Annotated in this window: 19 protein-coding genes; 14 read left to right on the top strand and 5 right to left on the bottom strand. The window is 71.2% G+C overall.

Annotation, left to right across the window (positions count from 1 at the left end):
• Positions 1-4 precede the first annotated feature (4 nt).
• Positions 5-1,369 (bottom strand): type VII secretion integral membrane protein EccD, encoded by a 1,365-nt coding sequence (eccD, locus tag QRX60_RS07730; RefSeq protein ID WP_286000113.1) that lies wholly within the window; start codon positions 1,367-1,369, stop codon positions 5-7.
• 808 nt (positions 1,370-2,177) lie between these two features.
• Here eccD and eccCa point away from each other — a divergent pair.
• The 5 genes from eccCa (at position 2,178) to QRX60_RS07705 (ending at position 9,680) form a co-directional block, all read left to right on the top strand.
• Positions 2,178-6,188 (top strand): type VII secretion protein EccCa, encoded by a 4,011-nt coding sequence (gene eccCa / locus QRX60_RS07725; protein WP_286000112.1) that lies wholly within the window; start codon positions 2,178-2,180, stop codon positions 6,186-6,188.
• Between the two features lie 112 nt (positions 6,189-6,300).
• Positions 6,301-8,316, top strand: coding sequence for a type VII secretion-associated protein (locus QRX60_RS07720; protein WP_286000111.1), 2,016 nt, complete (start codon positions 6,301-6,303; stop codon positions 8,314-8,316).
• A gap of 76 nt (positions 8,317-8,392) precedes the next feature.
• The gene (locus QRX60_RS07715) at positions 8,393-8,749 is read left to right on the top strand and encodes a hypothetical protein (RefSeq protein ID WP_286000110.1); all 357 of its coding nucleotides are present in this window, start codon (positions 8,393-8,395) and stop codon (positions 8,747-8,749) included.
• A gap of 251 nt (positions 8,750-9,000) precedes the next feature.
• Entirely contained in the window at positions 9,001-9,324 is a 324-nt protein-coding gene (locus QRX60_RS07710; RefSeq protein WP_286000109.1) for a WXG100 family type VII secretion target, read from the top strand.
• Between the two features lie 62 nt (positions 9,325-9,386).
• Positions 9,387-9,680 carry a WXG100 family type VII secretion target gene (locus tag QRX60_RS07705; RefSeq protein WP_286000108.1) on the top strand — a complete coding sequence of 98 codons (294 nt, stop codon included), beginning with the start codon at positions 9,387-9,389 and terminating at the stop codon, positions 9,678-9,680.
• Positions 9,681-9,759: 79 nt separating this feature from the next.
• Here QRX60_RS07705 and QRX60_RS07700 read toward each other — a convergent pair whose 3' ends face one another.
• A complete protein-coding gene (locus QRX60_RS07700; protein WP_286000107.1) occupies positions 9,760-10,479 on the bottom strand; it encodes a DUF4333 domain-containing protein in 720 nt (239 codons plus the stop codon).
• 29 nt (positions 10,480-10,508) lie between these two features.
• Entirely contained in the window at positions 10,509-11,402 is an 894-nt protein-coding gene (locus tag QRX60_RS07695; protein ID WP_286000106.1) for a hypothetical protein, read from the bottom strand.
• Positions 11,403-11,677: 275 nt separating this feature from the next.
• On the opposite strand from QRX60_RS07695, the gene rplM reads away from it, so the two are divergent.
• From rplM to glmM, 3 genes are all read left to right on the top strand, one after another.
• A complete protein-coding gene (rplM, locus tag QRX60_RS07690; RefSeq protein ID WP_284745421.1) occupies positions 11,678-12,130 on the top strand; it encodes a 50S ribosomal protein L13 in 453 nt (150 codons plus the stop codon).
• 14 nt (positions 12,131-12,144) lie between these two features.
• Positions 12,145-12,702, top strand: coding sequence for a 30S ribosomal protein S9 (gene rpsI, locus QRX60_RS07685; RefSeq protein ID WP_286000105.1), 558 nt, complete (start codon positions 12,145-12,147; stop codon positions 12,700-12,702).
• Positions 12,703-12,889: 187 nt separating this feature from the next.
• Positions 12,890-14,224 carry a phosphoglucosamine mutase gene (gene glmM, locus QRX60_RS07680; RefSeq protein WP_286000104.1) on the top strand — a complete coding sequence of 445 codons (1,335 nt, stop codon included), beginning with the start codon at positions 12,890-12,892 and terminating at the stop codon, positions 14,222-14,224.
• Positions 14,225-14,259: 35 nt separating this feature from the next.
• Here the strand turns inward: glmM and QRX60_RS07675 are convergent, their stop codons facing one another.
• Positions 14,260-15,138 (bottom strand): cytochrome P450 family protein, encoded by an 879-nt coding sequence (locus QRX60_RS07675; RefSeq protein ID WP_286000103.1) that lies wholly within the window; start codon positions 15,136-15,138, stop codon positions 14,260-14,262.
• A 30-nt stretch (positions 15,139-15,168) separates the two neighbouring features.
• Here QRX60_RS07675 and QRX60_RS07670 point away from each other — a divergent pair, with 30 nt between their 5' ends.
• The 5 genes from QRX60_RS07670 to QRX60_RS07650 all read left to right on the top strand — a co-directional run bounded on the left by QRX60_RS07670 (position 15,169) and on the right by QRX60_RS07650 (position 20,454).
• Positions 15,169-16,710, top strand: a complete 1,542-nt coding sequence (locus tag QRX60_RS07670; protein ID WP_286000102.1) for a fatty acyl-AMP ligase — start codon at positions 15,169-15,171, stop codon at positions 16,708-16,710.
• Entirely contained in the window at positions 16,703-16,966 is a 264-nt protein-coding gene (locus QRX60_RS07665; RefSeq protein WP_286000101.1) for an acyl carrier protein, read from the top strand. Before QRX60_RS07670 ends, QRX60_RS07665 begins: the two co-directional genes overlap by 8 nt.
• A 176-nt stretch (positions 16,967-17,142) precedes the next feature.
• Positions 17,143-17,421 carry a hypothetical protein gene (locus QRX60_RS07660; protein ID WP_286000100.1) on the top strand — a complete coding sequence of 93 codons (279 nt, stop codon included), beginning with the start codon at positions 17,143-17,145 and terminating at the stop codon, positions 17,419-17,421.
• Complete coding sequence (locus QRX60_RS07655) at positions 17,421-19,967, top strand: WXG100 family type VII secretion target (protein WP_286000099.1); 2,547 nt, start codon at positions 17,421-17,423, stop codon at positions 19,965-19,967. The genes QRX60_RS07660 and QRX60_RS07655 overlap by 1 nt, the downstream gene beginning before the upstream one ends.
• Before the next feature lie 19 nt (positions 19,968-19,986).
• Positions 19,987-20,454 (top strand): hypothetical protein, encoded by a 468-nt coding sequence (locus tag QRX60_RS07650; protein ID WP_286000098.1) that lies wholly within the window; start codon positions 19,987-19,989, stop codon positions 20,452-20,454.
• Between the two features lie 42 nt (positions 20,455-20,496).
• On the opposite strand, the gene QRX60_RS07645 is transcribed toward QRX60_RS07650, so the two are convergent.
• Positions 20,497-21,321, bottom strand: coding sequence for a dienelactone hydrolase family protein (locus tag QRX60_RS07645; RefSeq protein ID WP_286000097.1), 825 nt, complete (start codon positions 21,319-21,321; stop codon positions 20,497-20,499).
• 614 nt (positions 21,322-21,935) lie between these two features.
• Between QRX60_RS07645 and glmS the strand changes: the two genes are divergently transcribed.
• On the top strand, positions 21,936-23,798 hold the full coding sequence (gene glmS, locus QRX60_RS07640) for a glutamine--fructose-6-phosphate transaminase (isomerizing) (protein WP_286000096.1): 1,863 nt from the start codon (positions 21,936-21,938) through the stop codon (positions 23,796-23,798).
• Positions 23,799-23,804: the final 6 nt, after the last annotated feature.

Genomic DNA, 23,804 nt, shown 5'->3' with positions numbered 1-23,804 from the left:
CCGGTCACTTGAAGTTCAGGTGCCGCAGGGTGGTGTACAGGTCCATCACACCCAGGGCGAGCGGGAGCACCGACGCGATGCAGATCGCCTCGATGATCTCCACCGTGCGCCGCAGCGGCGGCGAGAAGCGCTGGTTCGGGAAGATCACGCCGACCACGAGCGCGCCCGCGGCCAGGAGGATCAGCGCGCCGAAGACGTAGAGCAGGCGGTTCTGCGGGCTCGCCGAGACCAGCCACCCCGCCGCGATGCCGGTCGCCGAGACGAGGCCCGTGGTGAGCAGGGCGATCGCCTGGCTGCCGTTCGCGTACGCGCGGGCGCGCAGCAGGAGGACGAGGCTCGCGACGACGCCCAGGATGATCCCGAACGCGCCGGGCGCGGTGGCGGCGATGACCGCGGACACCGCGACCGTGGCGCCGCAGCCGATCATCAGGCCGGTCATGTAGTTGTGCGCGACCGCGGTGCGGCGCTCGATCGCCCGGTAGTCGGGGAAGCCGGAGTCTTCCTTCAGCTCTTCGGCGTTGCTGGGGACGTGCGGCAGCGGCAGCTTCGCGAGCCAGATCGTGGCGCGCGGCAGGATCGAGATGCAGGCGAGGGCGACCGCGACCGTGCCGGCCGCGATCCCGGCCGCCGGGTGCGCGACGAGCGTGCCGAAGAGGAACGCCAGCGCACCGAAGGTGCCCGCGGTGGCCGCGGCGATGAACGTCGTGATGCCCGCGCCGATGACCATGATGCAGACCGACGCGACGATGATCACGAGGACCGCGCCGAGCAGCAGGTTCGCCCGCATCGACAGCCCGGGCACGATGTAGAAGCCGCTGACGAACGCCAGTGGCAGTCCGCCGGCCGCGGCGATCAGGACCCCGGTCGCCTCGGCCTGGTAGGCCTTGGCGAGCGTGGCGCCGACCGCGACGCAGGCGATCGCGCCGATGCCGCCGGCGATGGCCGCGCCGAGCGCGTTGCCGCCGTAGAGCGAGCCGCTCATGAACAGCGCGATCGCGGCGGCGACCAGCGCCAGCCCGCCCGCGACGTGCCCGAAGCGGTTCGCCGTCTCCTTGGTCCAGGGGCGGAAGCTGTCGGGGGAGGACTCCGCGATGGCGTCGACGACGTCGTCGTACAGCGGCGGCGGCGGGTTCTCGTTGCGCTTGCGCAGCTGGAGCAGCTCACCGTCGACGACGCCGAGCGAGGCCAGGGTGCGGCTCGGGTCGAGCGGGGCGTCCCCGAGTTTCGCCAGCGCCCAGCCACCGTGGCGGGCCCCGCCGTCCGGCGACGACTCCTTGGCCATGTCCAGCAGCATCGGCAGGAGATCGGCCACCGCGACGTCGGCGGGCAGTGCCACGTCGATCCGCGTCGAGGGCGCGACGACCGTCACCCTGCTGAATACTGTCGTGCCCGTAGCCACTGCACTGCCCCCGCTCGATCGAGACTGCTCCCGGGGGAACTTATACCGAACCCCGGTGCCGACATCATCGAACGTCCGAAATTCACCGGCAATGACAGGTGGCGCGCGGGTCGTCGGCTACTGGTGGTACCAGGGGGTGCAGTAGTACGGACTGCCCTCGTCGTGACGGCACACCCGCCACCAGCGGTCACCGGGCTCGATGCCCCGCTGGTGCTGTCGACGCCCACCCGCTCGCCGATGTGGCCCGCCCAGCGGTCCGGGTTGGGGCCGTGGTCGGCACGATCCGAGTAGACGTGCGTACCGGGTGCGGACCCGCCGATGTAGCCGACGACATCGGCGCAGGAGTAGAGGCTCTGCCACTGCCCGCCGACCAGTTCGGAAGGAGTCGAGCGGCACGCGGCCGCGGTCGTGCCGGTGGCGGACGCTTCCGTGGCCGTCGTGGTCAGCAGCGCCGCCACGGTGACCCCCCGCCGGCGCCAGAGCCTTGCCCGTCCTCGTCACGGTCCCTCCCGGAGGTGTCGATCTTGGACTTTCCAGGATTGGCACGGCCGAGACCGCAGGTAGAGGGTGTTTCGCGGAATCCCACCGACTGTGTCCGGACCCGATTCGATCATTACTGTCGGTGCCGGGTCGTACACTCGCGAACGAGGATGGGGCAAAGCTCACGAGGTGGTTCCGGCATCCGCCGGAATTACCCCGCGGCGTTCGATAGGTTGTTCGCGCACCTTGCGCACCAAGCGGTGGCCGCCATCGTCGAGTTTGAATGAGGGGTCCTTCGATGAGCACGCTGCAGTTCAAGAAGTCGCCGCGGCTGGCGGCACCGCGCCCGCCGGGCGGTGAGGTGCACCTCGAGCCACCGCCCGAGGTGCCCCGCGTCATCCCCGGCAACATCGTCATGAAGGCGCTTCCGGTCGTCATGATCGTCGCGTCGCTCGGGATGATGGTCTTCATGTTCCAGGCCAGCAACCGGAACCCGATGATGATGGCCATGGGCGGCATGATGGTCGTCGGGACGCTCGGGATGATGGCGGGCGGTGGCGGCAAGGGCGGCGGCGCCAAGCGCGCCGAGATGGACGAGGACCGCAAGGACTACCTCCGCTACCTGGGCCAGATGCGCGACCGCGCCCGCGAGGCGATGGTCGACCAGCGTGCCGCGCTCGAGTGGGTGCACCCCGACCCCCAGTCCCTCTGGTCGCTGGCCGCCAGCCGCCGCATGTGGGAGCGTCGCCAGAACGACCAGGACTTCCTGCACCTGCGCGTCGGGCGCAGCTCGCACCGCCTCGCGACGCGGCTGGTCCCGCCGCAGACCGGGCCGGTCGACGAGCTGGAGCCGATCGCCACCCTCGCGCTGCGCCGGTTCGTGCGCGCGCACTCGATCGTGCCGGACCTGCCGACCCAGATCACCCTGCGCGGGTTCGCCGCGGTGAGCATGCAGGGCGACCGGGCGCTGACCCGCGGCCTGACCCGCGCGATGCTCGCGCAGATGGTCACCTTCCACAGCCCGGACGACGTGCTGATCGCGGTCGCCACCGCGGGCCGGGCGAAGGAGGAGTGGGAGTGGGCGAAGTGGCTCCCGCACGCCCAGCACCCGACGCTGGCCGACGGCATCGGCCAGCTGCGGATGATGGCCGGTTCGCTGGCCCAGATCGAAAACTGGCTGGACGAAGAGCTGCGTGACCGCCAGCGCTTCTCCCGCAACGCCACGCCCGCGCCGGACCAGCCGCACGTCGTGATCATCATCGACGACGCCGAGGTCACCCGCGAAGAGCAGATCATCCTCGAAGAGGGCCTGGTCGGCGTCACGCTGGTCGACCTGTCGGACTCCATCGGCAACCTCGCCGCCCGCCGCGGCCTGCGCCTGGTCGTGGAACCCGACAGGCTGGGCGCGCGCAGCGCCGGCGGCGTCGAGTGGTTCGGCCGGCCGGACACCCTGAGCCTGGTCGAGACCGAGTCGCTGGCCCGGCTCATTTCGCCGTACCGCGTCGGTGGCGCGGCCGGGCAGGACGTCGGCGACGAAGAGCCGCTGCTGTCCAACCCGTCGCTGCTGGAGCTGCTCGGCATCCCGGGCGACCCGATGACCTTCGACGTGCAGCAGGCGTGGCGGCCCCGCCCGATCCGCGACCGCTACCGCGTGCCGTTCGGCGTCGGCGAATACGGCCAGCCGGTCGAGCTGGACATCAAGGAAGCCGCCGCCGAAGGCATGGGCCCGCACGGCCTGTGCATCGGCGCGACCGGTTCCGGCAAGTCGGAGTTCCTGCGCACGCTGGTGCTGGGCATGCTCGCCACGCACTCCTCCAGCACGCTCAACTTCGTCCTGGTCGACTTCAAGGGTGGTGCGACGTTCCTCGGGCTGGACAAGGCGCCGCACGTCTCCGCGGTCATCACCAACCTCGCGGACGAGGTCACGCTGGTCGACCGCATGAAGGACGCGCTGGCGGGGGAGATGAACCGCCGGCAGGAAGCGCTGAAGAACGGCGGTAACTTCAAGAACGTCTGGGAGTACGAGAAAGCCCGTGAGAACGGCGCCGACCTCGACCCGCTGCCCGCGCTGTTCATCGTCTGTGACGAGTTCTCCGAGCTGCTGGCGGCGAAGCCGGACTTCATCGACCTGTTCGTCGCGATCGGCCGGCTGGGCCGGTCGCTGCAGATGCACATGCTGCTCGCCTCCCAGCGCCTGGAAGAGGGCAAGCTGCGCGGCCTGGACTCGCACCTGTCGTACCGGATCGGCCTGAAGACGTTCTCGGCGGCGGAATCCCGCGCCGCGATCGGCGTGCCGGACGCGTTCGAGCTGCCGTCGGTCCCCGGTGGCGGTTACCTCAAGTACGACACCTCGACGCTGGTGCGGTTCAAGGCCTCCTACGTCTCGGGCCCCTACCGCCCGGCCGGCATCCAGGCGGCGGGCCCGGCGGCGACGGTGGTCCGCGCGGACAAGCGGCCGCAGCTGTTCGTCCCGGACTTCGTCGAGCTGCCGAAGGAGCCGGAACCGGAGCAGATCGAAGCCCCGGTCGCCGCGCAGCCGCAGTCCGAAGAAGCGGTCGAGCCGTCCGAACTGGACGTCATCGTCTCTCGGCTGATCGGGCAGGGCCCGCCGGCGCACGAGGTGTGGCTGCCGCCGCTGAAGGACCCGAACTCCCTCGACACGCTGCTGCCGAACCTGAACCCGACCGACGACCGCGGCCTGTCCCCGGTCGGCTTCTTCGGCAACGGGCGGCTGCAGGTGCCGCTGGGCATCATCGACCGGCCGTACGAGCAGCGGCGTGACCCGCTGTGGGCCGACTTCTCCGGTGCGGCGGGCCACGGTGTGATCGTCGGCGGGCCGCAGTCGGGCAAGTCGACGATGCTGCGGACGCTGATCATGTCGATGGCGCTGACCCACACGCCGGAAGAGGCGCAGTTCTACTGCCTCGACCTCGGTGGTGGCACCCTGGCCGGGCTGGCCGACCTGCCGCACGTCGGCGGGGTCGCGGTCGCGCGGCGCGAGCCGGACAAGGCGCGGCGGATCGTGGCCGAGCTGACCACCCTGCTCACCGAGCGGGAAGGCCGGTTCGGGGCGATGGGCATCGACTCGATGACCGAGTTCCGCAACCGCAAGCGCCGCGGCGAGATCCGGGCGGACCAGGACCCGTTCGGCGACGCGTTCCTCATCGTCGACAACTGGCGCGCCCTGCGGGACGACTTCGAAGAGCTCGAAACCACGATCACCCGGCTGGCCACGCAGGGTCTGTCCTACGGCGTGCACGTCATCATCGCCGCCAACCGGTGGGCCGACATCCGCCCGGCGATCAAGGACATGATCGGCACCCGGTTCGAGCTGCGCCTCGGTGACCCGACCGAGTCCGACATCGACCGCCGCGTCGCGGTCAACATCCCGACCGGGCGCCCGGGCCGCGGCCTGACCCGCGAGAAGCTGCACATGCTCGGCGGCCTGCCGCGGATCGACGGCTCCAGCGACCCGGAGACGATCGCGGCCGGCGTGGCCGACGCGGTGGCGAAGATCAAGGCCGCGTGGCGCGGCCGCGTCGCGCCGCAGGTCCGCCTGCTGCCGGAGATGATCACCTACGAGGACGTGCTGAAGCTCGACGCGCACCGCGACTCCAAGCTGATCCCGATCGGGGTCAACGAAGAGGACCTGCAGCCGATCTACCTGGACTTCAACGCCGAGCCGCACTTCTACGCCTTCGCCGACGGCGAGTCGGGCAAGACGAACCTGCTGCGGCAGATCGCCCGCGGTATCTCCGAGCGGTTCACCGCCAAGGAGGCGCTGATCCTGCTGGTCGACTACCGGCGCACGATGCTCGGGTTCGTCCAGGGCGACTCGCTGCTCGGGTACGCGGTGTCGTCGGCGCAGCTGGAGAGCATGGTCGGCGACGTCTTCAACTCGATGACGCGGCGCCTGCCGGGCCCGGACGTCACCCAGGAGCAGCTGAAGACGCGGTCGTGGTGGAAGGGACCGGAGCTGTTCATCCTGGTCGACGACTACGACCTGGTGGCCACCTCCTCGAACAACCCGCTGCGGAAGCTGTCGGACTTCCTGCCGCAGGCCAAGGACGTCGGCCTGCACCTGATCGTCGTCCGCCGCACCGGTGGTGCGAGCAAGGCGATGTACGACCCGATCATCGGCAAGCTCAAGGAGATCGCGGCGCCGGGCATGGTCATGAACGGCTCGCGGGACGAGGGTGCGCTGGTCGGCAACATCAAGGCCAGCGCGATGCCGCCGGGCCGGGGCAACCTGCTGACCCGCAAGGCGGGCAAGCAGCTGATCCAGGTGTCGTGGATCCAGCCGGACTGAGCACGACGACGGGGCGCACTCGACGACGGGGTAGGTTCCTCCCCGAGGGTGCGCCTCGCCGGTTCGGCCGGCCGGGCGCGGGGGAACGCGACAAGTACTGCGGGAGCTGCTGGTGACGGTCCGGGTTGCGGTGGACTTCGGGACGTCGAGCACCTGCGTCGTCGCCTCGGTGAACGGGCGCGATCCGCAGGTCGTGGTGATCGACGGCCAGCCGCTGATGTCCTCGGCGGTGTTCGCGGCGGCGGACGGCACGCTGTTCGTCGGCCAGGAGGCCGAGCGGCAGGCGGCCGTCGACCCGTCGCGGTACGAGCCGAACCCGAAGCGCCGGATCGACGAAGGCGAGCTGCTGCTCGGCGACAGCGTCCTGCGCGTCACCGACGTCGTGCACGCCGTGCTGGGCCGCGCGGTCGCCGAGGCGCGCCGCCTCGCCGGCGAGGCCGAGGTCGATCTGCTGGTGCTGACCCACCCCGCGGACTGGGGCGCCATCCGCACCCGGCTGCTGCGGCAGGCGGCGGGCGGGCTGGCGCGCGAGGTCGCGCTGGTGCCCGAGCCGGTCGCGGCGGCGGTCTACCACGCGGCGACGTTCGCGCCGCAGGACGTGACGAACGACCGCACCGTCGAGTTCAGCGGCCGTCCCGGCGACGCGCTGGCGGTGCTGGACCTCGGCGGTGGCACGGTCGACGTCAGCGTCGTGCGGCGGCTGCCGCCGGACGCCGCGCGCGACCGCGCCGGCCGTCCGCAGCGCGGCGGCTTCCAGGTGCTCGCCACCCGGGGCGACCCGGCCTTCGGCGGCGCGGACATCGACCAGGCGCTGCTGGAGCACGTCGGCTCGCTCGTGGCCGGCGCGGACCAGGACGCGTGGCGCCAGCTCGTGGAAGGCCGTGAGCTGGTCGACCGGCGCCGCCGCCGCGTGCTGCGCCAGGACGTGCGAGGAGCCAAGGAAACGCTGTCGCGGCACGCCTACACCGACGTGCCGATGCCGCCGCCGTTCGCCGACGCGCACGTCACGCGCGAAGACCTGGAACGGCTCATCACGGCGCCGCTGGGGCGCGCGGTGGAGCTGACGGTCGCGGCGATCGGTGACGCCGGCCTGCGGCCGAAGCAGCTCACGGCGATCTTCCTCGTCGGCGGGTCGAGCCGGATCCCGATGATCTCGCGGCTGGTGCACGAACGCACCGGCGTCGTCCCCACGAGCCTCGACCAGCCCGAGACGGTCGTCGCGCGCGGCGCGCTGCGCGCGGTGCTGGTGGACCCGGACCGCACGGGAGCGCTGCCCGGTGAGGCGATGGCCCGGATGGGCGCGGTGCCGGGCGGCGCCCTCAACCCGGCGGCGCAGCGCACGGAGGTCGTCCGCCCCGGCGACGTCGCCCCGCGCCCCGGCGACGCGGGCCAGCGCCCGGCGCCGCTGCGCTCGCCCGTACCGCCCGTCGCCAACGGGTTCCCGAACCGCGCGGCCCCGCCGCCGTCACCGCCCCACGGGCAGCCGGTGGCCCGGCCGCCGTGGACCCCGCCCGCCGGCCAGTCCGCCCCGCCCGGCAGCCGCCCCGGCGGAGCCGGTGCGTCGCCGGAGAAGAAGAGCCGCGGCAAGCTCTGGGGGATCGTGGCCGGGGCCGTGGTCGTGGTGGCCGCGCTCGTCGTCACCGGGATCGTCGTGTTCAGCGACTCCGGGAGCCAGGCCGAGGTCGGCCGGACGCTCTCGCAGTACGACTTCAAGTTCGTCTCGCCCGAGGACTGGGTGCAGACCGACGACCGGGTCGCCCAGCGGCAGGTCGTCATCCACCCGCAGGAGTCCCGCGAGGGCAACGACCTCCTGGTCGCCCAGGAGTTCGTGATGGACTACGACGCGACGGCGGACCGGCAGAAGCTGGTGGACGAGCTCAAGAGCGGTGCGGAGCACGATCCCGACCACTACGGTGCGTTCAACCCGGCTCTGTCCTACGCGGGCAAGACCGTGATCGGCTACCACGAGATCAAGAAGGACCGCCCCGACCTCCAGGTCGACTGGTACGTCGTGGCGAAGGGCCGGATCCGGGTCCACGTCGGCTGCCAGTACGCCACGGCGCAGCTGCGCGACCGGGTCGCCGCCGCCTGCACGCAGGCCGTGCGCACGGTCGAGATCCTCAACTGAGAACCTTGTTCTGGTCAGGTCGGCGCTACGGGTCGGCCGACGGCTGAATAAGGTTCTGAAGAGAGGAGGGCACGCGGTGCCGTCCGAGGAGTTCGAAAGCGCCGCGTCGGCCTTCCGGCGCGCCGGCGAAGACGCGGTGACGCACGCTCGGCGCGTCGCCGGGAACGCGAAGGCGCGCAGCCGGCGCCACCACAGCGAAAACGTCGAACTGCTGAAGCGCAGCGGTCGCGGCGCGAAGTCCGGCGATCCGACTCCCGGCACGCTGCGCGCCGCCGCCGAACGGTTCCGCCGCGCGCGCGGGTTGCCGGTCCAGGTGGTTCCGGATCCGGCCGATTCGGTTCCTTCGCGTTCGCAATCCTCCGCTCGTGCCCCTCGAACGGGTGACGAGGACGAAGACTTTTCCCAGATGCGAATCATGAAACGCGACGGCTGAGTGCCGGACGGCGATCGCTGTGCGTGTGCTAACCACGCTGGTGGAGAACACTTTTTCGGGTGACGCGTCGCCGTGCCGGGGCGCTCGAGGAATACGCGCGGCGATCGGTTCCCGGCGCGAGCGTTCACGCAAGCAACTACTTGCCGGCAAAGCACGACAAGGGGGAACCGGACGTGGCAATGTCTGCGTCGTAGGGCCGTACAACGAACAAGCTTGGTACGGACAACCACTCTTTAGAAGGGGGTTCCAACATGGCTGGATCCGGGTTCACAGGGACAGTTGCTCAGTTCACCGACGCCGAGGGCAAGGTCACCGAGGTTCGTGCGGGCATGGACGCCAACCTGTCCACGCTGCGCGACCGCATCGAGGCCACCCGCGCCGGCTGGCAGGGCGAGGCCCAGAAGGCCTTCGACCACGTCATGATGCGCTTCGACGACGACGCTCGTCAGATGAACCAGGCCCTCCAGAAGATCGCGGAACTGCTCCGCGAGGCGGGCTCGAAGTACGAGCGCTCCGAGCAGCAGCAGCAGGAGATCCTGGGCGCGGTCAACCGTGGTTTCGACGCGCTCGGCTGAGCGTCACACCGAAACTTTTCCTTTCATCCACCTGAACTTTCTCAGCACAGAAGGAGCGCATCATGCCCAGTGACGCCGGCATTGTCGTCAATTACGCCACCATCCGCGCTGCCGCGGACGACTGCCAGCAGACGGGTGGGGAGCTGCAGCAGGCGTTCGACCGCCTCAAGGACGACCTCAAGCCGCTGATCACCACGTGGACCGGTTCCGCGAAGGAGCAGTACGACCAGGCCCAGCGCACCTGGGACCAGAAGTTCGAGGACCTGAAGCAGGTTCTGGCGCAGATCGCCGCCGCCCTGCCGCAGATCGCCGACGGTTACCAGCAGACCGACAGCGCCGTCGAAGGCCTGTTCTGAGCCGGTAGTCCCGGAAACCACGGCGGGCCCGCACTCCGGTGCGGGGCCCGCCGTTTTTCTTTGTGCGGCAAGGGAAAACTCAGTGCGGCGCGCCGACCTCGTACTCGGGCCGGTCGTTGAGCACCCGCACGGTCACCTTCTTGTCCTGCCCGCCGATCTTCACCGTGCAGTCGAACGTCGTGCCGTTCTCGGCGGCTTCGTTCGCCGGGCACTGCGCGTTCTTCACGTCCGGCTCGCCGTAGTTCTCGTTGAGGACCTTGACCACACCGTCCTCAAGGGACTGTTGCTCCAGCACGTTCCCGCGGAACGCGCCCAGGAGCCACGCGCTCACCCCGCCGGCCACGAGCACCAGCACGACGGCGCCGCCGATCAGCAACGGCTTCTTCGACTTCGGCTTCTTCTCCGGCTCCGCGGCGAACGCGCCGAGGCCGCCGTACTGCGTGGGCTGGAACCCGCCGCCGTACGCCTGCTGGTGCTGCTGCGGGGAGGGTGCGGGCCAGCCACCACCGGGCGTACCCGGCTGCTGGGGCGTCGGCTGGGACGGCGGCTGCCACGGGCCGGTGGCCGGCTGTCCCGGCTGCCACGGCCCCGAGAACGACCCGCTCGTGCCGGGCTGCTGCGCCTGGTTCCACTGGCCGGTGTAGGAACCGGAGGCCGTGCCGGGTTCCGCGTTCTGCTGCCACTGCCCGGCGTGCGGGCCGGTCGCCTGCTGTTCGGGGTGCCAGGTGCCCGGCTGCTGAGGCGGGTTCGCCGGCGGCTGCCACCACTGCGGCTGCTGCGGGTCGGGCGGCTGGGTCATCGGAGCTCACCTCGGATCGGGGACACGGTTCAGCTGCCCTGCGCTTCGCCGAGCCGGCGGTAGAAGTCGTTCATCGCGGCCCGGTCGGGCAGCACGGTGATCTGCGACGCGTCCGGCAGCTTCGGCATGTCCTGCAGGCTGGCCTTGCCGGTGAACCGGAAGTCGTACTTGAGCTCCAGGTTGTGGCCGTCGCCGGAGAACTTGGCGTCCATCACGAACGAGACCAGGCTGCCGTCGGGGTTCAGCGTGATCGTGGTCGGCACCATGGCCTTCTTCAGCTCCGGCCCGACCTGGTCGGTGATGCTCTTCGGCAGGATCTCGACCTTGTTCTTGACGAAGATCTCGAACGGCACGTTGACGGTCAGCGCGGTCTTCCCGTCGCCGAGGCTCTTCGCTCCGCGGACCGCGCGCTTGTCGGCCCGGTAGGCGTCGACGGTCGAGTCCGCCATCCGGCACGGCGTCAGCACCCCGCCCCAGACGCACGGCTGGACCAGGCCGGCCTCCGGCTTCGGCATCGAGACCCACGCCGTCGGCGAGACGCCCTTCTGGACGTACATCGGGCCGAGGTAGGTGTACTCGACCGCGCCGTCCGCCGGGGTGTACGTGTCGATGATCTCGTCGGGGTTCTTCTGCGACCGGTGCCGCACCGCCCGGCTCTCCGGGCTGCCGGTGCGGGCCGACGTCACGGTGCTGTGGATCCACTTGTCGTCGAACTTGAAGTAGGCGTCCAGCGAGTTGGTCACGTCGCGCGTGTCGGTGATGGCGTCCCCGAGCTTGCCGATGACCTGCTCGAACTTGCCGCCGACGTAGTCCGCCGCGTCGTCGCCCTTCGGCAGCGCGGTGCCCGCCTTCGCCTGGCCGCAGGCGCTGACCAGGGCCAGGAGGGCGCCCAGGACGAAGATCGCCGTCGGTCGTTTCCTCATCGCGTCCCCTGCTCGACTCCCGCCCCGGTACCGGGGCGCCCGGATCGTCTCATCCTCGCGTGTCGGGGCCGCGCGTGCAGGCACTTCGGCGGGAAAACCCGGTAGGGTCAGGCTGCGCCCGGGCCGGTCGGAGCCTAGTACGATCGTGCCAACCCACCCCGATGCACAGCGGCGGTGGACGTGGGGGTATCTTCATATGTCGTTGTGCGTTGCGGCGCATCAGCGCGCTAGGCCCGCACAGAACCCACACGCAATGTTGACGACGAGGTAGACCCTTGCCCACGTACAGCCCCAAGCCCGGCGACGTCACTCGTGCCTGGCACGTGATCGACGCCGAGGATGTCGTGCTCGGCCGGCTCGCGACCGAGGTCGCCACGCTGCTGCGCGGCAAGCACAAGCCGACCTACGCCCCGCACGTGGACACCGGTGACTTCGTCATCATCGTCAACGCCGAGAAGGTCGCGCTCACCGGAAACAAGCGCGAGCAGAAGTTCGCGTACCGGCACAGCGGTTACCCGGGCGGTCTGCGGAAGCGCTCGTTCGGCGAGCTGCTCGACACCAAGCCGGAACACCTTCTCGAGAAGGTCGTCAAGGGCATGCTGCCGAAGAACAAGCTCGGCCGCGCCCAGGCGAAGAAGCTGAAGGTCTACGCCGGCCCGCAGCACCCGCACACCGCGCAGCAGCCGCAGGTGCGCGAGATCACCAAGATCGCGCAGGTCGCGCAGTGAGTGAGGAACAGTCTGTGACCAGCACCGAGACCGAGACCGCCGAGGTCACGACCGAGGCGACCGAGACCGGCGCCGTCGCGACCAGCGAGACCCCTGTCGCCACCAGCGAGACCCCGGTCGCGACCAGCGAGACGCCCGTCGCGACCAGCGAGTCCGCTGCCGCGCCGCGCCCCTCGCGGGCCGCCGGCGGCAACGCGCAGACCGTCGGCCGCCGCAAGGAAGCCGTCGTCCGCGTGCGCGTCGTCCCGGGCACCGGGGTGTTCAAGCTCAACGGCCGCACCCTCGAGGAGTACTTCCCGAACAAGGTGCACCAGCAGCTCATCCGTGAGCCGCTGGTCACGGTCGAGAAGCCGGACTCCTTCGACATCTTCGCCAACCTCCACGGCGGCGGCGTCTCCGGCCAGGCCGGTGCGCTGCGCCTGGCGATCGCCCGTGCGCTCGTCGAGGTCGACGCCGATGACCGTCCGGCCCTCAAGAAGGCCGGCTTCCTGACCCGTGACGCGCGCGCCACGGAGCGGAAGAAGTACGGCCTCAAGAAGGCCCGCAAGGCCCCGCAGTACAGCAAGCGCTGATCGCGCCTCTGGCGCAACCCACCGGAGCGCCCATCCGTCCACGGATGGGCGCTCCGGCGTTTTTCAGGGGGACCTGTGTCGGTTCCGGGGTCCGGAACGACATCGGGGTGGGGGAAGCGCGGCCGGACGGGCCGCTAGGTTGTCGTGGTTGGTTGCGCTGTCGTAACCGCACTGAGGAGGTCGATCGATGGCACGCCTGTTCGGTACCGACGGGGTCCGTGGCCTGGCCAACGCCGAGCTGACGCCCGAGCTCGCGCTGGCGCTGGCCGCCAGCGCCGCCCGCGTGCTGGCCGCGCACGACCGCTCGCACCGGCCGGTCGCGGTCGTCGGCCGCGACCCGCGCGCCAGCGGCGAGATGCTCGAAGCCGCCGTCGTGGCGGGCCTGACCTCCGCGGGGGCCGACGTGCTCCGCGTAGGCGTGCTGCCGACGCCGGCCGTCGCCTACCTGGTCGGCTCGCTCGAGGCCGACCTCGGCGTGATGATCTCCGCGTCGCACAACCCGATGCCCGACAACGGCATCAAGCTCTTCGCCGCGGGCGGGCACAAGCTCCCCGACGGCATCGAGGACGAGATCGAAGCCGGCCTGTCCGGCGACGCGGTCCGCCCGACCGGCGCCGGCGTGGGCCGTGTCCACGACGTCGACGACGCCCTCGACCGCTACGCCACCCACCTGCTCAGTGCCACGCCGCACTCGCTCGCGGGGCTGAAGGTCGTCGTCGACTGCGCGAACGGCGCGTCGTCGGCCGCCGCCCCCGAGGTCTACCGCCGCGCCGGCGCCGAGGTCGTCGCGCTGTACGCGGAGCCGGACGGCGTCAACATCAACGAGCACTGCGGCTCGAACCACCCCGACAAGCTGCGCGAGGCGGTCGTCGCGCACGGCGCCGACCTGGGCATCGCCCACGACGGCGACGCCGACCGCTGCGTGGCCGTCGACTCCGCCGGTGAGCTGGTGGACGGCGACCAGATCATGGCGGTGCTGGCGCTCGCGTTCGCCGAGTCCGGCGAGCTGGTCAAGGACACGCTGGTCGCGACCGTGATGAGCAACCTCGGGCTGCACCTGGCCATGAAGGCCCACGGCATCTCCGTCGTCACGACGGCGGTGGGCGACCGCTACGTCCTCGAGGAGCTGCGCGCGAGCGGCTTCGCCCTCGGCGGCGAGCAGTCCGGCCACGTCGTGCTGCCGGCGCACGCCACCACCGGCGACGGCCTGCTCACGGCGCTGCGCCTGATGAGCCGCATGGCCGAGACGGGCAAGTCCCTCGAAGACCTGGCGGCCGTGATGAACCGGCTGCCGCAGGTCCTGGTGAACGTCCCGGTCGCGGACAAGGCGGCGGTGGCGGACTCCAGCGAGGTCCGCGACGCCGTCGGCGAGGTCGAGGCCGAGCTGGGCGAGGAGGGCCGGGTGCTGCTGCGCCCGTCCGGCACCGAGCAGCTGGTCCGCGTGATGGTGGAGGCCCCGGCGCAGGCCACGGCCCAGGCCGCGGCCGACCGCCTGGCCGGCGTCGTCTCAGCGGTCTCGTAACCCCGTCGTGAGTGTTTAGGGCGGTTAGAACCGCCCTAAACACTCACGACAACCTGCGCCGAGGCCAAGCCGTGGAACACCGGGTGGCTCTTCCACCGCACGTCCTGGACTTGGCAGCCGCCGTCGAGGAGCTTCGCCAACGCGCCGAGCGCGACCTCGCCCTCGGCCAGCGCGACTCCCGACCCGGGGCACGCGTGGCTGCCCAGGCCGAACGGGAGCCCGTCGGTGAGCGACACCGCCAGCGGGCCGTCCGGGCCGAAGCGCAGGACGTACCGGGCCGGGCAGATCGACGTCACCAGCTCGCGCACGCTTTTCGGCGTGGGCGACGAAGCCAGCTCCAGCCCGGCGCAGGCCAGGAAGTTCAGCGAGTTCTCGTAGGCGGCGTGCGCCAGCACCACCGGGTTCAGCATCAGCTCGTCGTCGTCGAGCCGGCCGGCCGCGTGGGCTGCCCGCAACGCCGTCAGACCGCCCGGCCCGGCCGGCGTCCGGCTCAGCTGCACCGCCAGCCGGAACGCCGACGCCTGCCCCGCCCGGTCGGTGCCGCCGAAGACGTCGAGGTTCGCCGTCGTCTTCTCCAGGTGGTCCAGGAAGACGTCGTCGAGGGGCACGCCCAGCACCGCCGACGTCACCGCGCCCGCGACCGGCCGCGCGAAGTCGCGCACGAGGTCGAACGACGTCCCCAGCCCGCCCACGACGGCTTCGATCGCCGCGCGCACGGAGTCCGGGAGCGGCTCCAGCCCGGCGATGATCTCCCGCAGCACCCCGCGCACCCGCGCGTGGCCGTCGCCGTCGCGCAGCAGCACGCTGGGCGAGCCGCCGCCGGGGTCGGACGTCAGGCCGGGGGAACGCAGGGCGTGCACGCACGCGTCGCGGCCGGAGACCACGCCGATCCCGTGCCGTTCGAACTCGTCCATCGCCTGCCCACGGTAGGGCAGGATGAGCCCGTGCCGCCCGCAGATGTCCCGGAAGACGTCCTGACCACGCCGTTCACGGACCACCTGCTCCGCAACGCCGCCGAAGACCGTCCCGCGTTCACGTGCCGCACCTTCCCGGGTCCCGCCGACCGGACCCTGACCTGGCCCCAGGTGCTCGACCGCGTCCGCGGCGTCGCGCGTGAGCTGCGCCGCTTCACCCGGCCGGGCGACCGCGTGGCGATCGTGGCCCGCCAGGACCTCGGGTACGTCGTGGCCTTCCTCGGCACGCTCTACGCGGGCCGCGTCGCGGTGCCGCTGTCCGTCCCAGTCGGCCGGACCGGCCGCGCCCGGATCGAATCGGCCTTCGCGGACGCCGCCCCGGCGGCCTGCCTGACCTCGAAGGACCTCCTCGACAAGGTCCCGCCGGTGGCCGCGCTCGCGATCGAGGACATCGGGCCCGACGACGCCGAGCCGCCCGCCGAGGTGGCGATGACCGACCCCGCGTACCTGCAGTACACGTCGGGCTCGACGCGCCGCCCGGCCGGCGCGGTGATCTCGCACCGCGCGCTGGTGGCCGCCTGCTGGCAGACCACGCGGTGCTACCACGCCGACGCGTCCACCCACCTCGCCGGCTGGGTGCCGTTCTTCCACGACATGGGGCTCGTGCTGCTCGTCGGCACGCCCGTCTTCCTCGGCGCGCACTCGGTGTTCTTCACGCCGATGGAGTTCGTCCGCGACCCGTTGCGCTGGATCCGGCTGCTGGCCGAGCACCCCGGCGCGATCACCGCCGCGCCGAACTTCGCCTTCGACCTGGCCGCCGAGGCCGCGGGGGAGCTGGAGGACGTCGACCTCTCGCACGTCAACTCCGTGCTCAACGGCAGCGAGCCGGTCCGCGCGGCCACCGTCGAGGCGTTCGAGCGGGCTTTCGCGCCGTTCGGGCTGCCGCGCGCGGCGCACAAGCCGTGTTACGGGCTGGCCGAAGCGACGGTGTTCGTCACGAGCGCGGGCGACGAGGGTGCCACCGTGACGACGTTCGACCGCGGCGAGCTGGTGTCCGTGGGGCGGCCGTACGGCCAGCGCCTCCGCATTGTCGACAAAGAGATCTGGGTGTCCGGCCCCAACGTCGCCGACGGCTACTGGGGCCGGCCGGACCGCGGCGACACCTTCACCGAGGACGGCTGGCTCCGCACCGGCGACCTCGGGTTCGTCCACGACGGCCTGCTGTACGTCACCGGCCGGCTCAAGGACCTGATCATCGTCGACGGCCGCAACCACTACCCGCAGGACATCGAAGCCACGGTCGAAGCGGCGCACCCGAGCGTCCGGGCCGGCCGCGTCGCCGCGTTCGCGGTGCGGGACGGCCACGGTGAGGGAGTGGCCGTCGTCGTCGGCTGCACCGGCCGCGACGGCGTCGAGACGGCCGTGCGGCGGGCCGTGTCCGCGGGCCACGACCTGCCGTTGCGCGCCCTGTGGCTGGTGCCGCCGGGTGCGGTGCCGCGGACCTCCAGCGGCAAGGTGTCCCGCGCCGCGGCCCGCGATCGCTGGTGGGGCGAGAATGGGCGCCATGACTGACCCGGCCGCCGCCCACGCCGACGAGATCAGGAAGATCGTCTGCACCGCGCTGCAGCTCCCGCTCGAGCGGTTGACGGACACGACGCCGTTCGACGACATCGGCATGACGTCCCGCCAGCGCGTCCAGCTGCTCGCCCGGGTCGAGGTGCGGTACGGCGTCTCCGTCGACCTTGACGAGCTCGACCGGCTGGTGGACGTCCGCGGCGTCGCCGAAGTCATTTCCGAGGCACTGGCCGCGCAGCCACCCACCGGGTGAGTGCAGTTGGGCAAAGCCCAGGTCGGCCGCTCGGCCGAACGCTAGACTCTGTGTGCATCTGCGACGGCACCGATCGGCGTCCGGGTGCGTCACAGTCTTGACACCCGGAACAGGGGCTGTGGATCGAAGGGGGCAAGCCGACCATGCCAAACGGTTACGAAGCGAGTTCTGAGGCGATGACGCGGGCGCAGGTCCGCCTCAACGACGTCGCGGACGACCCGGCCGCCGAGGCCAAGAAGGTCGCGCCGACCGAAATCGCGCAGGCGGACTTCGGCCGTGTCCACGGTGACGGCTACGGCAAGTACAAGTCCGGGATCGACGAGATCGGCGCGGGCATGACCGGGCTGTCGAACGCGTTGATGAACCTCGGCAGCGGGATCGGCACGGCCGGCTCCAAGTATTCCGCGCAGGAATCGAACGCCGGCGCGCAGGCGAACGCGGCGGGGAGCAAGTAATGGCCGACTGGGCGGAAATCAAGAAGGTCCTCGACGACCCGAACGTCTCCATGGAAAAGAAGTCCGCGCTCATGGAGGCGTACGACAAGGCGACCTGGAACTTCAACGACGAAGAAGAAAAGTACGCCAAGGAGTACATCGACGGGTATTCCGACCGGAACTGGCTGACGACCCCGCTGGCGCCGTCCGGTTCGGACGAGGACGTCGACAACGCGCTCAAGGAAGCACAGCAGGAATCGGCGGCCAAGGGCAAGGAGCAGCAGGCCCAGACCGACCGCAAGAACACCGCCAAGAAGAACCTCGACGGAATCGCGACGCCGACGTTGGGGGCCGGCGCGAAGAGCTCCGACGAAATGCTCGACCAGGGCAACGTCACGGTCGACTTCCTGGTCCAGTGGACCGACGAGATCTGGAACAAGATCAAGGGCGGGTCCGGCCACATCGACTCGCAGAAGGACATCAAGGACAAGTTCCACGAGAACCGCGGCATCCAGTTCCAGAAGTTCCTCACCGAGGCCGACGACCTTTCCAAGGCGCACAAGGTCGTCGAGGACACGCTCACGAAGAGCGACACCGAGCTCCAGACCCTCTTCGGGGAGTGGAAGGGCAAGGGTGCGAACGCGGCGGAGATCAAGTACGACGAGGCGATCAAGCCGCACGCCAAGGAGCTTTCGCAGCAGATCGACGGCGCCGCGAAGCTGATCCCGCAGACCGTGACGCACGTCTACGACGCCGTCAAGAAGAAGGTCGACGAGGTCCTGCAGCTGCACCGCACGACGGTCGCCCAAGCCGACATCACCATGGCCCGGGACGTCCTCAAGATCGCCAACGGCGACACCGAGGAGTTCGACGACTTCATGAAGGTCGCCGGCTGGGTCGACGCGGTCAACGCGAAGAACGGCAACCAGACGAACCTCGCCGAGCGGCTGCAGAACGACGACTGCGGCTTCAACGACGAGAACAAGGAGTACGGCCGCAACGTCTGCCGCTACTGGCGTGACGGCGCGTTCGCGACCGAGTACCAGAGCCTGATCAACGCCTTCAACGGCTCCTGCAAGTCCGCCAAGGACACCATCGACCAGCAGTTCGGCGCGCTCGAGCGGTTCATGGACGGCTACCGCAACCAGCTCACCGAGGCCAAGAACGACGGCGGGGGCGACAAGGGCGGCGGCGACACGCACAACGGGAACGGCGGCGACACGGGCGGCGGCTCGAACGGCGGCGGCGGGTCCACCGGCGGCGGGGGCAGCACCGGTGGCGGCGGCAGCACGGGCGGGGGCGGCAGCACGACGCCGTCGGCGGCCGAGCCGCCCAAGACCGACGACCCGGCGAAGCCCGAGGACGGGAAGAACCCGATCACCGGCCAGCCCCTCGAGGTCGACCCGGCCACCGGCAAGCCGTACCCGATCGACCCGACGACCGGTGAAGCCATCAAGGACACCGACGACACCGACACGGTGTCGGTCAAGAAGGGCGACAACACGATCGAGATGTCCGAGCCCGACAAGGAGGGCAAGCAGGACATCTCCGTGGACGACGGCCACGGCAACAAGAAGGACTACCACCTCGACTGGGGTGACGACGACAAGGCCGAGGCCGGCAAGGACGGCAAGGACGGCGCCAAGGACGGCGACAGCAGCTTCGGCCCGCAGGGCTCGCAGCAGGCCGGCAAGGACGGGCAGCCGTCGGCCGACGGCAGCTACAAGCCGGGTCCCGACGGCAAGATCCACATCAAGGACGGCAACCTCGAGATCACGGCCGAGCGGCCGGAGGGGCCGGACGGCCCGACGATCGTGACCGTCGACGACGGCAAGGGCGAGCCGACGACGTACACGCTCGACGAGAAGGACGACCCCAAGGCCGGCGACCTCAAGACCGACCCCGCGTCGGCGACCGACGGCAGCAGCTCCGCGATCCAGCACGACAAGGACGCCGAGTCGCCGCTGACGAAGGACCCGGCGCCGGACAACCCGGACCCGGGCTTCACCCAGGGCGCGGCGGCCGCTTCGGGCGGGGGCGGGTTCACCACCCCGGGTGGCCAGGACTTCTCCGGCGACTTCGGCGGCAGTGTCGGCGCCGAGCCGGCGATGGCCACGGCCGATGCCGGGGTCGGCGGCGGTGACGCCGGAGTGGCCGGTGGTGGCGGCGACGCGACGACCACGGCCGGGGCGAGCGACTTCGGGTCCGCCGTGACCGGCGGCGGATCCCCGGACTTCGCCGGCGCCGTGTCGCTGGACCCCGGTGCGCAGACGGGCATCGACGCGTCGATGCCGATGTCCGACGGCAGCGGGCTCGGCGCGACCCCGGTCGACCCGGGCGCGCACCAGGCCGCGGCGAGCTCGTCCGGCGGGATGAGCGGCATGGGCGGCATGGGCATGATGGGCGGCATGGGCGGCGCGCCGGGTGGCGGCGGTGGCGGCGATCAGCAGCGCGGGCCCAGCCAGTACCGCATCGAGGGCGGCGTCTTCGAAACGAGCGGCGCCAAGGGCCGGATCAGCGGATCGCTGGACGACGAGGGCGACCGTTCGATCCGGTACGACCGGTGACCAGGGCTGAGGAGGGCCGATGAGCAGCGCCGAAGACCGGTACCGCGCGGCGATCTCGACGATGGACGCCGCGGCTCGGGAGCAGGACGAGCAGCGGGGCCTGCGCGAACGCCGGGTCGCGGAGGCCGAGACGCAGGCCCGCGAGGGGCTGAAGAACGAGCTCGCCGCCGCGCAGAAGTACGCCGAGCACATGGACGAGCTCAACAAGCGCAAGCAGAGCGCGGGCGGCTGGGCGACGGAGAAGACGCTGGCCGACAAGGGCCGCGAGTCCCTGATGGAGTTCGGCGTCGAGGACGAGGAAGCGGACACCGGCCGCACGCCCTACCCGACGCCGAGCTACGGCACCCCGGTGCCCGCGGCGGTGGCGCCCCAGCCGGAACCCCCGGCGCCTCCCGCTCCCGCCGCGCCGGAGCCGCCGAAGCGGGGGCGGCACGCGCGTCCGGTGGAAGACGAGGACGACTTCTCCAGCACCAGCTGGCTGGTCTGAGTTTTCGAGGAAGGGCCCGGCTCCGGCCGGGTCCTTCTCGTGTCAGTGGGCGGGTTCTTCTTCGCGCTCGATGGTGGCGCGCTTGATGTCGGCTTCCAGCAGGGGCCGGTACTTGTCCGTGCCCGTCAGGTGCGTCAGGAAGAAGGCCGTGAACAGCGCGCGCGTGAGCTGCTGCGTCTTGCGGTTCGGCTTGCCGTGCATGATCAGCTGCGACCAGTGGCGGCCCTCGGTGACGCCCAGGTGCGTCGCCTTGCCGAGGATGCGCAGCTGGACGTCTTCGCCGCCCCAGGCGTTCGTGATCGCCTCGGCGTGCCCGATCTTCGGGGCGACCAGGTCCTCCTCGGCGGCGAGGTGCAGGCCGGGGACGGTGATGGCCTTCGCCGACTCGGTGGCCGGCGGGAGCGTCTGGGCGGCGGTGATCGTCGCGACGGCTTTGATCCGCGGGTTTTCGGCCAGCGCGTCCTGAGCCGCGGCGAGGACGGCGGAGCCACCACCGGTCGAGTGCCCGGCGAGCCCGAGCTTGGCCGGGTCGACGCTGATGCCGTCCGGCCCGAGCCGCACGGTCGTGACGACGTCGAGGGTGGTCATCAGGTCGGCGGCGAGCAACCGGTGCGACGGAAGCGGGCCGCGCTGGGTCGCGGGCGCGGCGGCGACGATGCCCCAGCTGGCGAGGTGGTGCAGCAGCTGCCGGTACCGATCGGGCGGCTGCAGCCATCCGTGCCCGAAGGCAACGGCCGGCAACCCGAGCCCGGCGCGCGGCGTGAACACCACGCCGGGCAGTCCGACCAGGGCGAGGTTGCCCCGCAGGACCTCGTGCGGACCCGGGTGCGTCAACTCCGCGAGCAGCTGCTTGGGCTTGCTGGCCATGGCCGGAACCCTACTGTGCGGACGGTACGGAGGCGCGCCCGCCGCCCGGCGCGCCGCGGGGCCGGGTGAGCCGGAGCCGTTCCGCGGCGAGGCGGTCCGCCCGTCCCGCGGCCCGGCCCGCGGTGATCGAGCCCGGCCCGCGCTCACCGCCCGCGCGCCGCTGCCCATGGTCGGGTGAGTGGCTCGGGCGCGCTGCGACCGCCCGTGCGCCCCAATGCGGCCTTCGGTGCGCTGAACGCACCGAAGGCCGCCTTGGGTGCGTTGGACGCAACCAAGGCCGCCTTGGGGTGCTGGCAGGTTGGCAACAGCGCGCGCCTGAACGCACCGAACGCCACATTGGGTGCGTGGGGCGCACCGAACGCCACATTGGGGTGCTGGCAGGTTGGCGACAGCGCGAGCCCGGATGCACCGAACGCCACATTGGGTGCGTCCAGCGCACCCAACGCCACTTTGGGGCGCCCGGTTGCCGGGCCCTCCCGGGTGAACCCGCGCCCTCACCCACGTGCGCCCCAAAGCCGTATTGGTCCGGACCACCAACCCCTATATTCACGCAGGTCAAAGCCGGTTTCCGGACCCCGTCAACCCGCTGAACGTCCCTCGTTAGGCTGGTGCGCGTGTGTGGAATCGTGGGATATGTCGGGCACCGCCCGGCTCTGGACGTCGTCCTCGGCGGGCTCCGGCGGATGGAGTACCGCGGGTACGACTCGGCCGGGGTCGCGGTCCTCGACGGTGCCGGAGCACTGACCGTCGAGCGCAAGGCGGGCCGGCTCGCCAATCTGGAAGCCGAGCTCGACAAGGTCGGCCGCGACAGCTTCGGCGGCACCGCCGGCATGGGCCACACCCGCTGGGCCACCCACGGCGCGCCCGTCGACCGCAACTCGCACCCGCACCGCGATGCCTCCCAGCGCGTCGCCGTCGTGCACAACGGCATCATCGAGAACTTCGCCGCCCTCCGCGCCGAGCTCGAGGCCGACGGCATCGAGATGGCCAGCGACACCGACAGCGAGACCGCCGCGCACCTGGTCGCCCGCGCCTACACCGAAGGCGACACCAAGGGCGACCTCGCGGCCAGCGTCGCCGCCGTCTGCCGCCGCCTCGAAGGCGCCTTTACCCTGGTCGTGACCCATGCCGACCAGCCGGACACCATCGTCGCGGCGCGCCGGTCGTCGCCGCTGGTCGTCGGGGTCGGGGAGGGTGAGCACTTCGTCGCTTCCGACGTCGCCGCGTTCATCGAGCACACCCGCGAGGCCGTCGAGCTCGGGCAGGACCAGCTCGTCGTCATCACCCGCGAGGGCTACGAGGTCACCGACTTCCACGGCGACGCCGCCCAGGCGAAGCCGTTCACCGTCGACTGGGACCTGAGCGCCGCCGAGAAGGGCGGCCACGAGTACTTCATGCTCAAGGAGATCGAGGAGCAGCCCGAGGCGCTCGCGAACACCCTGCGCGGGCACTTCGACGGCGGCCGGATCATCCTCGACGAGCAGCGCATCTCCGACCAGGACCTGCGCGACGTCGACAAGGTCTTCGTCGTCGCCTGCGGTTCGGCCTACCACTCCGGCCTGGTCGCCAAGTACGCCATCGAGCACTGGACGCGGCTGCCGGTCGAGGTCGAGCTGGCCAGCGAGTTCCGCTACCGCGACCCGGTGCTCGACCGCGCGACGCTGGTCGTCGCCGTCTCGCAGTCCGGCGAGACGGCGGACACGCTCGAAGCCGTCCGCCACGCCCGCGAGCAGAAGGCGCGCGTCCTGGCCGTCTGCAACACCAACGGCGCGCAGATCCCGCGCGAGTCCGACGCCGTCCTCTACACCCACGCCGGGCCCGAGATCGGCGTCGCGTCGACCAAGGCGTTCCTCGCCCAGATCGCGGCCAACTACCTGGTCGGCCTGGCTCTGGCGCAGGCGCGCGGCACCAAGTACCCGGACGAGGTCGCGCGCGAGTTCGCCGAGCTGGAGGCCATGCCCGCGGCCGTCCAGAAGGTACTGTCCACTGTGGAGCAGACGCGTGACCTGGGCCGGCGCATCGCCGACTCGCGCGCGGTGCTGTTCCTCGGCCGCCACGTCGGGTTCCCGGTCGCGCTCGAGGGCGCGCTGAAGCTCAAGGAACTCGCGTACATGCACGCCGAGGGCTTCGCGGCCGGCGAGCTCAAGCACGGCCCGATCGCGCTGATCGAAGAGGGCCTGCCGGTCGTCGTCGTGATGCCGTCGCCCAAGGGCCGCGCGGTGCTGCACTCGAAGCTGGTGTCGAACATCAGCGAGATCCAGGCCCGCGGCGCTCGCACGATCGTGATCGCCGAAGAGGGCGACGAGACGGTCCGGCCGTTCGCGGACGAGCTCATCGAGGTCCCCGCGGTGCCGACGCTGCTGCAGCCGCTGGTGTCCACGGTGCCGCTGCAGGTGCTGGCCGCGGAGATCGCCCGCACTCGCGGGTACGACGTCGACAAGCCGCGTAACCTGGCGAAGTCCGTCACCGTCGAATAGTTGCGG

It is taken from the genome of Amycolatopsis mongoliensis (assembly GCF_030285665.1).
In the GTDB taxonomy this organism is placed as follows: Bacteria; Actinomycetota; Actinomycetes; order Mycobacteriales; family Pseudonocardiaceae; genus Amycolatopsis; species Amycolatopsis mongoliensis.
This window is presented reverse-complemented; position numbering and strand designations above follow the sequence as displayed.

Excerpts from the sequence above, each read along its gene's own strand:
- QRX60_RS07700 (WP_286000107.1), bottom strand. The coding sequence starts at position 10,479 with ATGACCCAGCCGCCCGACCCGCAGCAGCCGCAGTGGTGGCAGCCGCCG.
- QRX60_RS07665 (WP_286000101.1), top strand. The coding sequence starts at position 16,703 with ATGACTGACCCGGCCGCCGCCCACGCCGACGAGATCAGGAAGATCGTC.
- QRX60_RS07655 (WP_286000099.1), top strand. The coding sequence starts at position 17,421 with ATGGCCGACTGGGCGGAAATCAAGAAGGTCCTCGACGACCCGAACGTC.
- QRX60_RS07695 (WP_286000106.1), bottom strand. The coding sequence starts at position 11,402 with ATGAGGAAACGACCGACGGCGATCTTCGTCCTGGGCGCCCTCCTGGCC.
- glmM (WP_286000104.1), top strand. The coding sequence starts at position 12,890 with ATGGCACGCCTGTTCGGTACCGACGGGGTCCGTGGCCTGGCCAACGCC.
- QRX60_RS07705 (WP_286000108.1), top strand. The coding sequence starts at position 9,387 with ATGCCCAGTGACGCCGGCATTGTCGTCAATTACGCCACCATCCGCGCT.
- QRX60_RS07710 (WP_286000109.1), top strand. The coding sequence starts at position 9,001 with ATGGCTGGATCCGGGTTCACAGGGACAGTTGCTCAGTTCACCGACGCC.
- eccCa (WP_286000112.1), top strand. The coding sequence starts at position 2,178 with ATGAGCACGCTGCAGTTCAAGAAGTCGCCGCGGCTGGCGGCACCGCGC.
- QRX60_RS07650 (WP_286000098.1), top strand. The coding sequence starts at position 19,987 with ATGAGCAGCGCCGAAGACCGGTACCGCGCGGCGATCTCGACGATGGAC.
- QRX60_RS07675 (WP_286000103.1), bottom strand. The coding sequence starts at position 15,138 with ATGGACGAGTTCGAACGGCACGGGATCGGCGTGGTCTCCGGCCGCGAC.
- QRX60_RS07645 (WP_286000097.1), bottom strand. The coding sequence starts at position 21,321 with ATGGCCAGCAAGCCCAAGCAGCTGCTCGCGGAGTTGACGCACCCGGGT.
- QRX60_RS07660 (WP_286000100.1), top strand. The coding sequence starts at position 17,143 with ATGACGCGGGCGCAGGTCCGCCTCAACGACGTCGCGGACGACCCGGCC.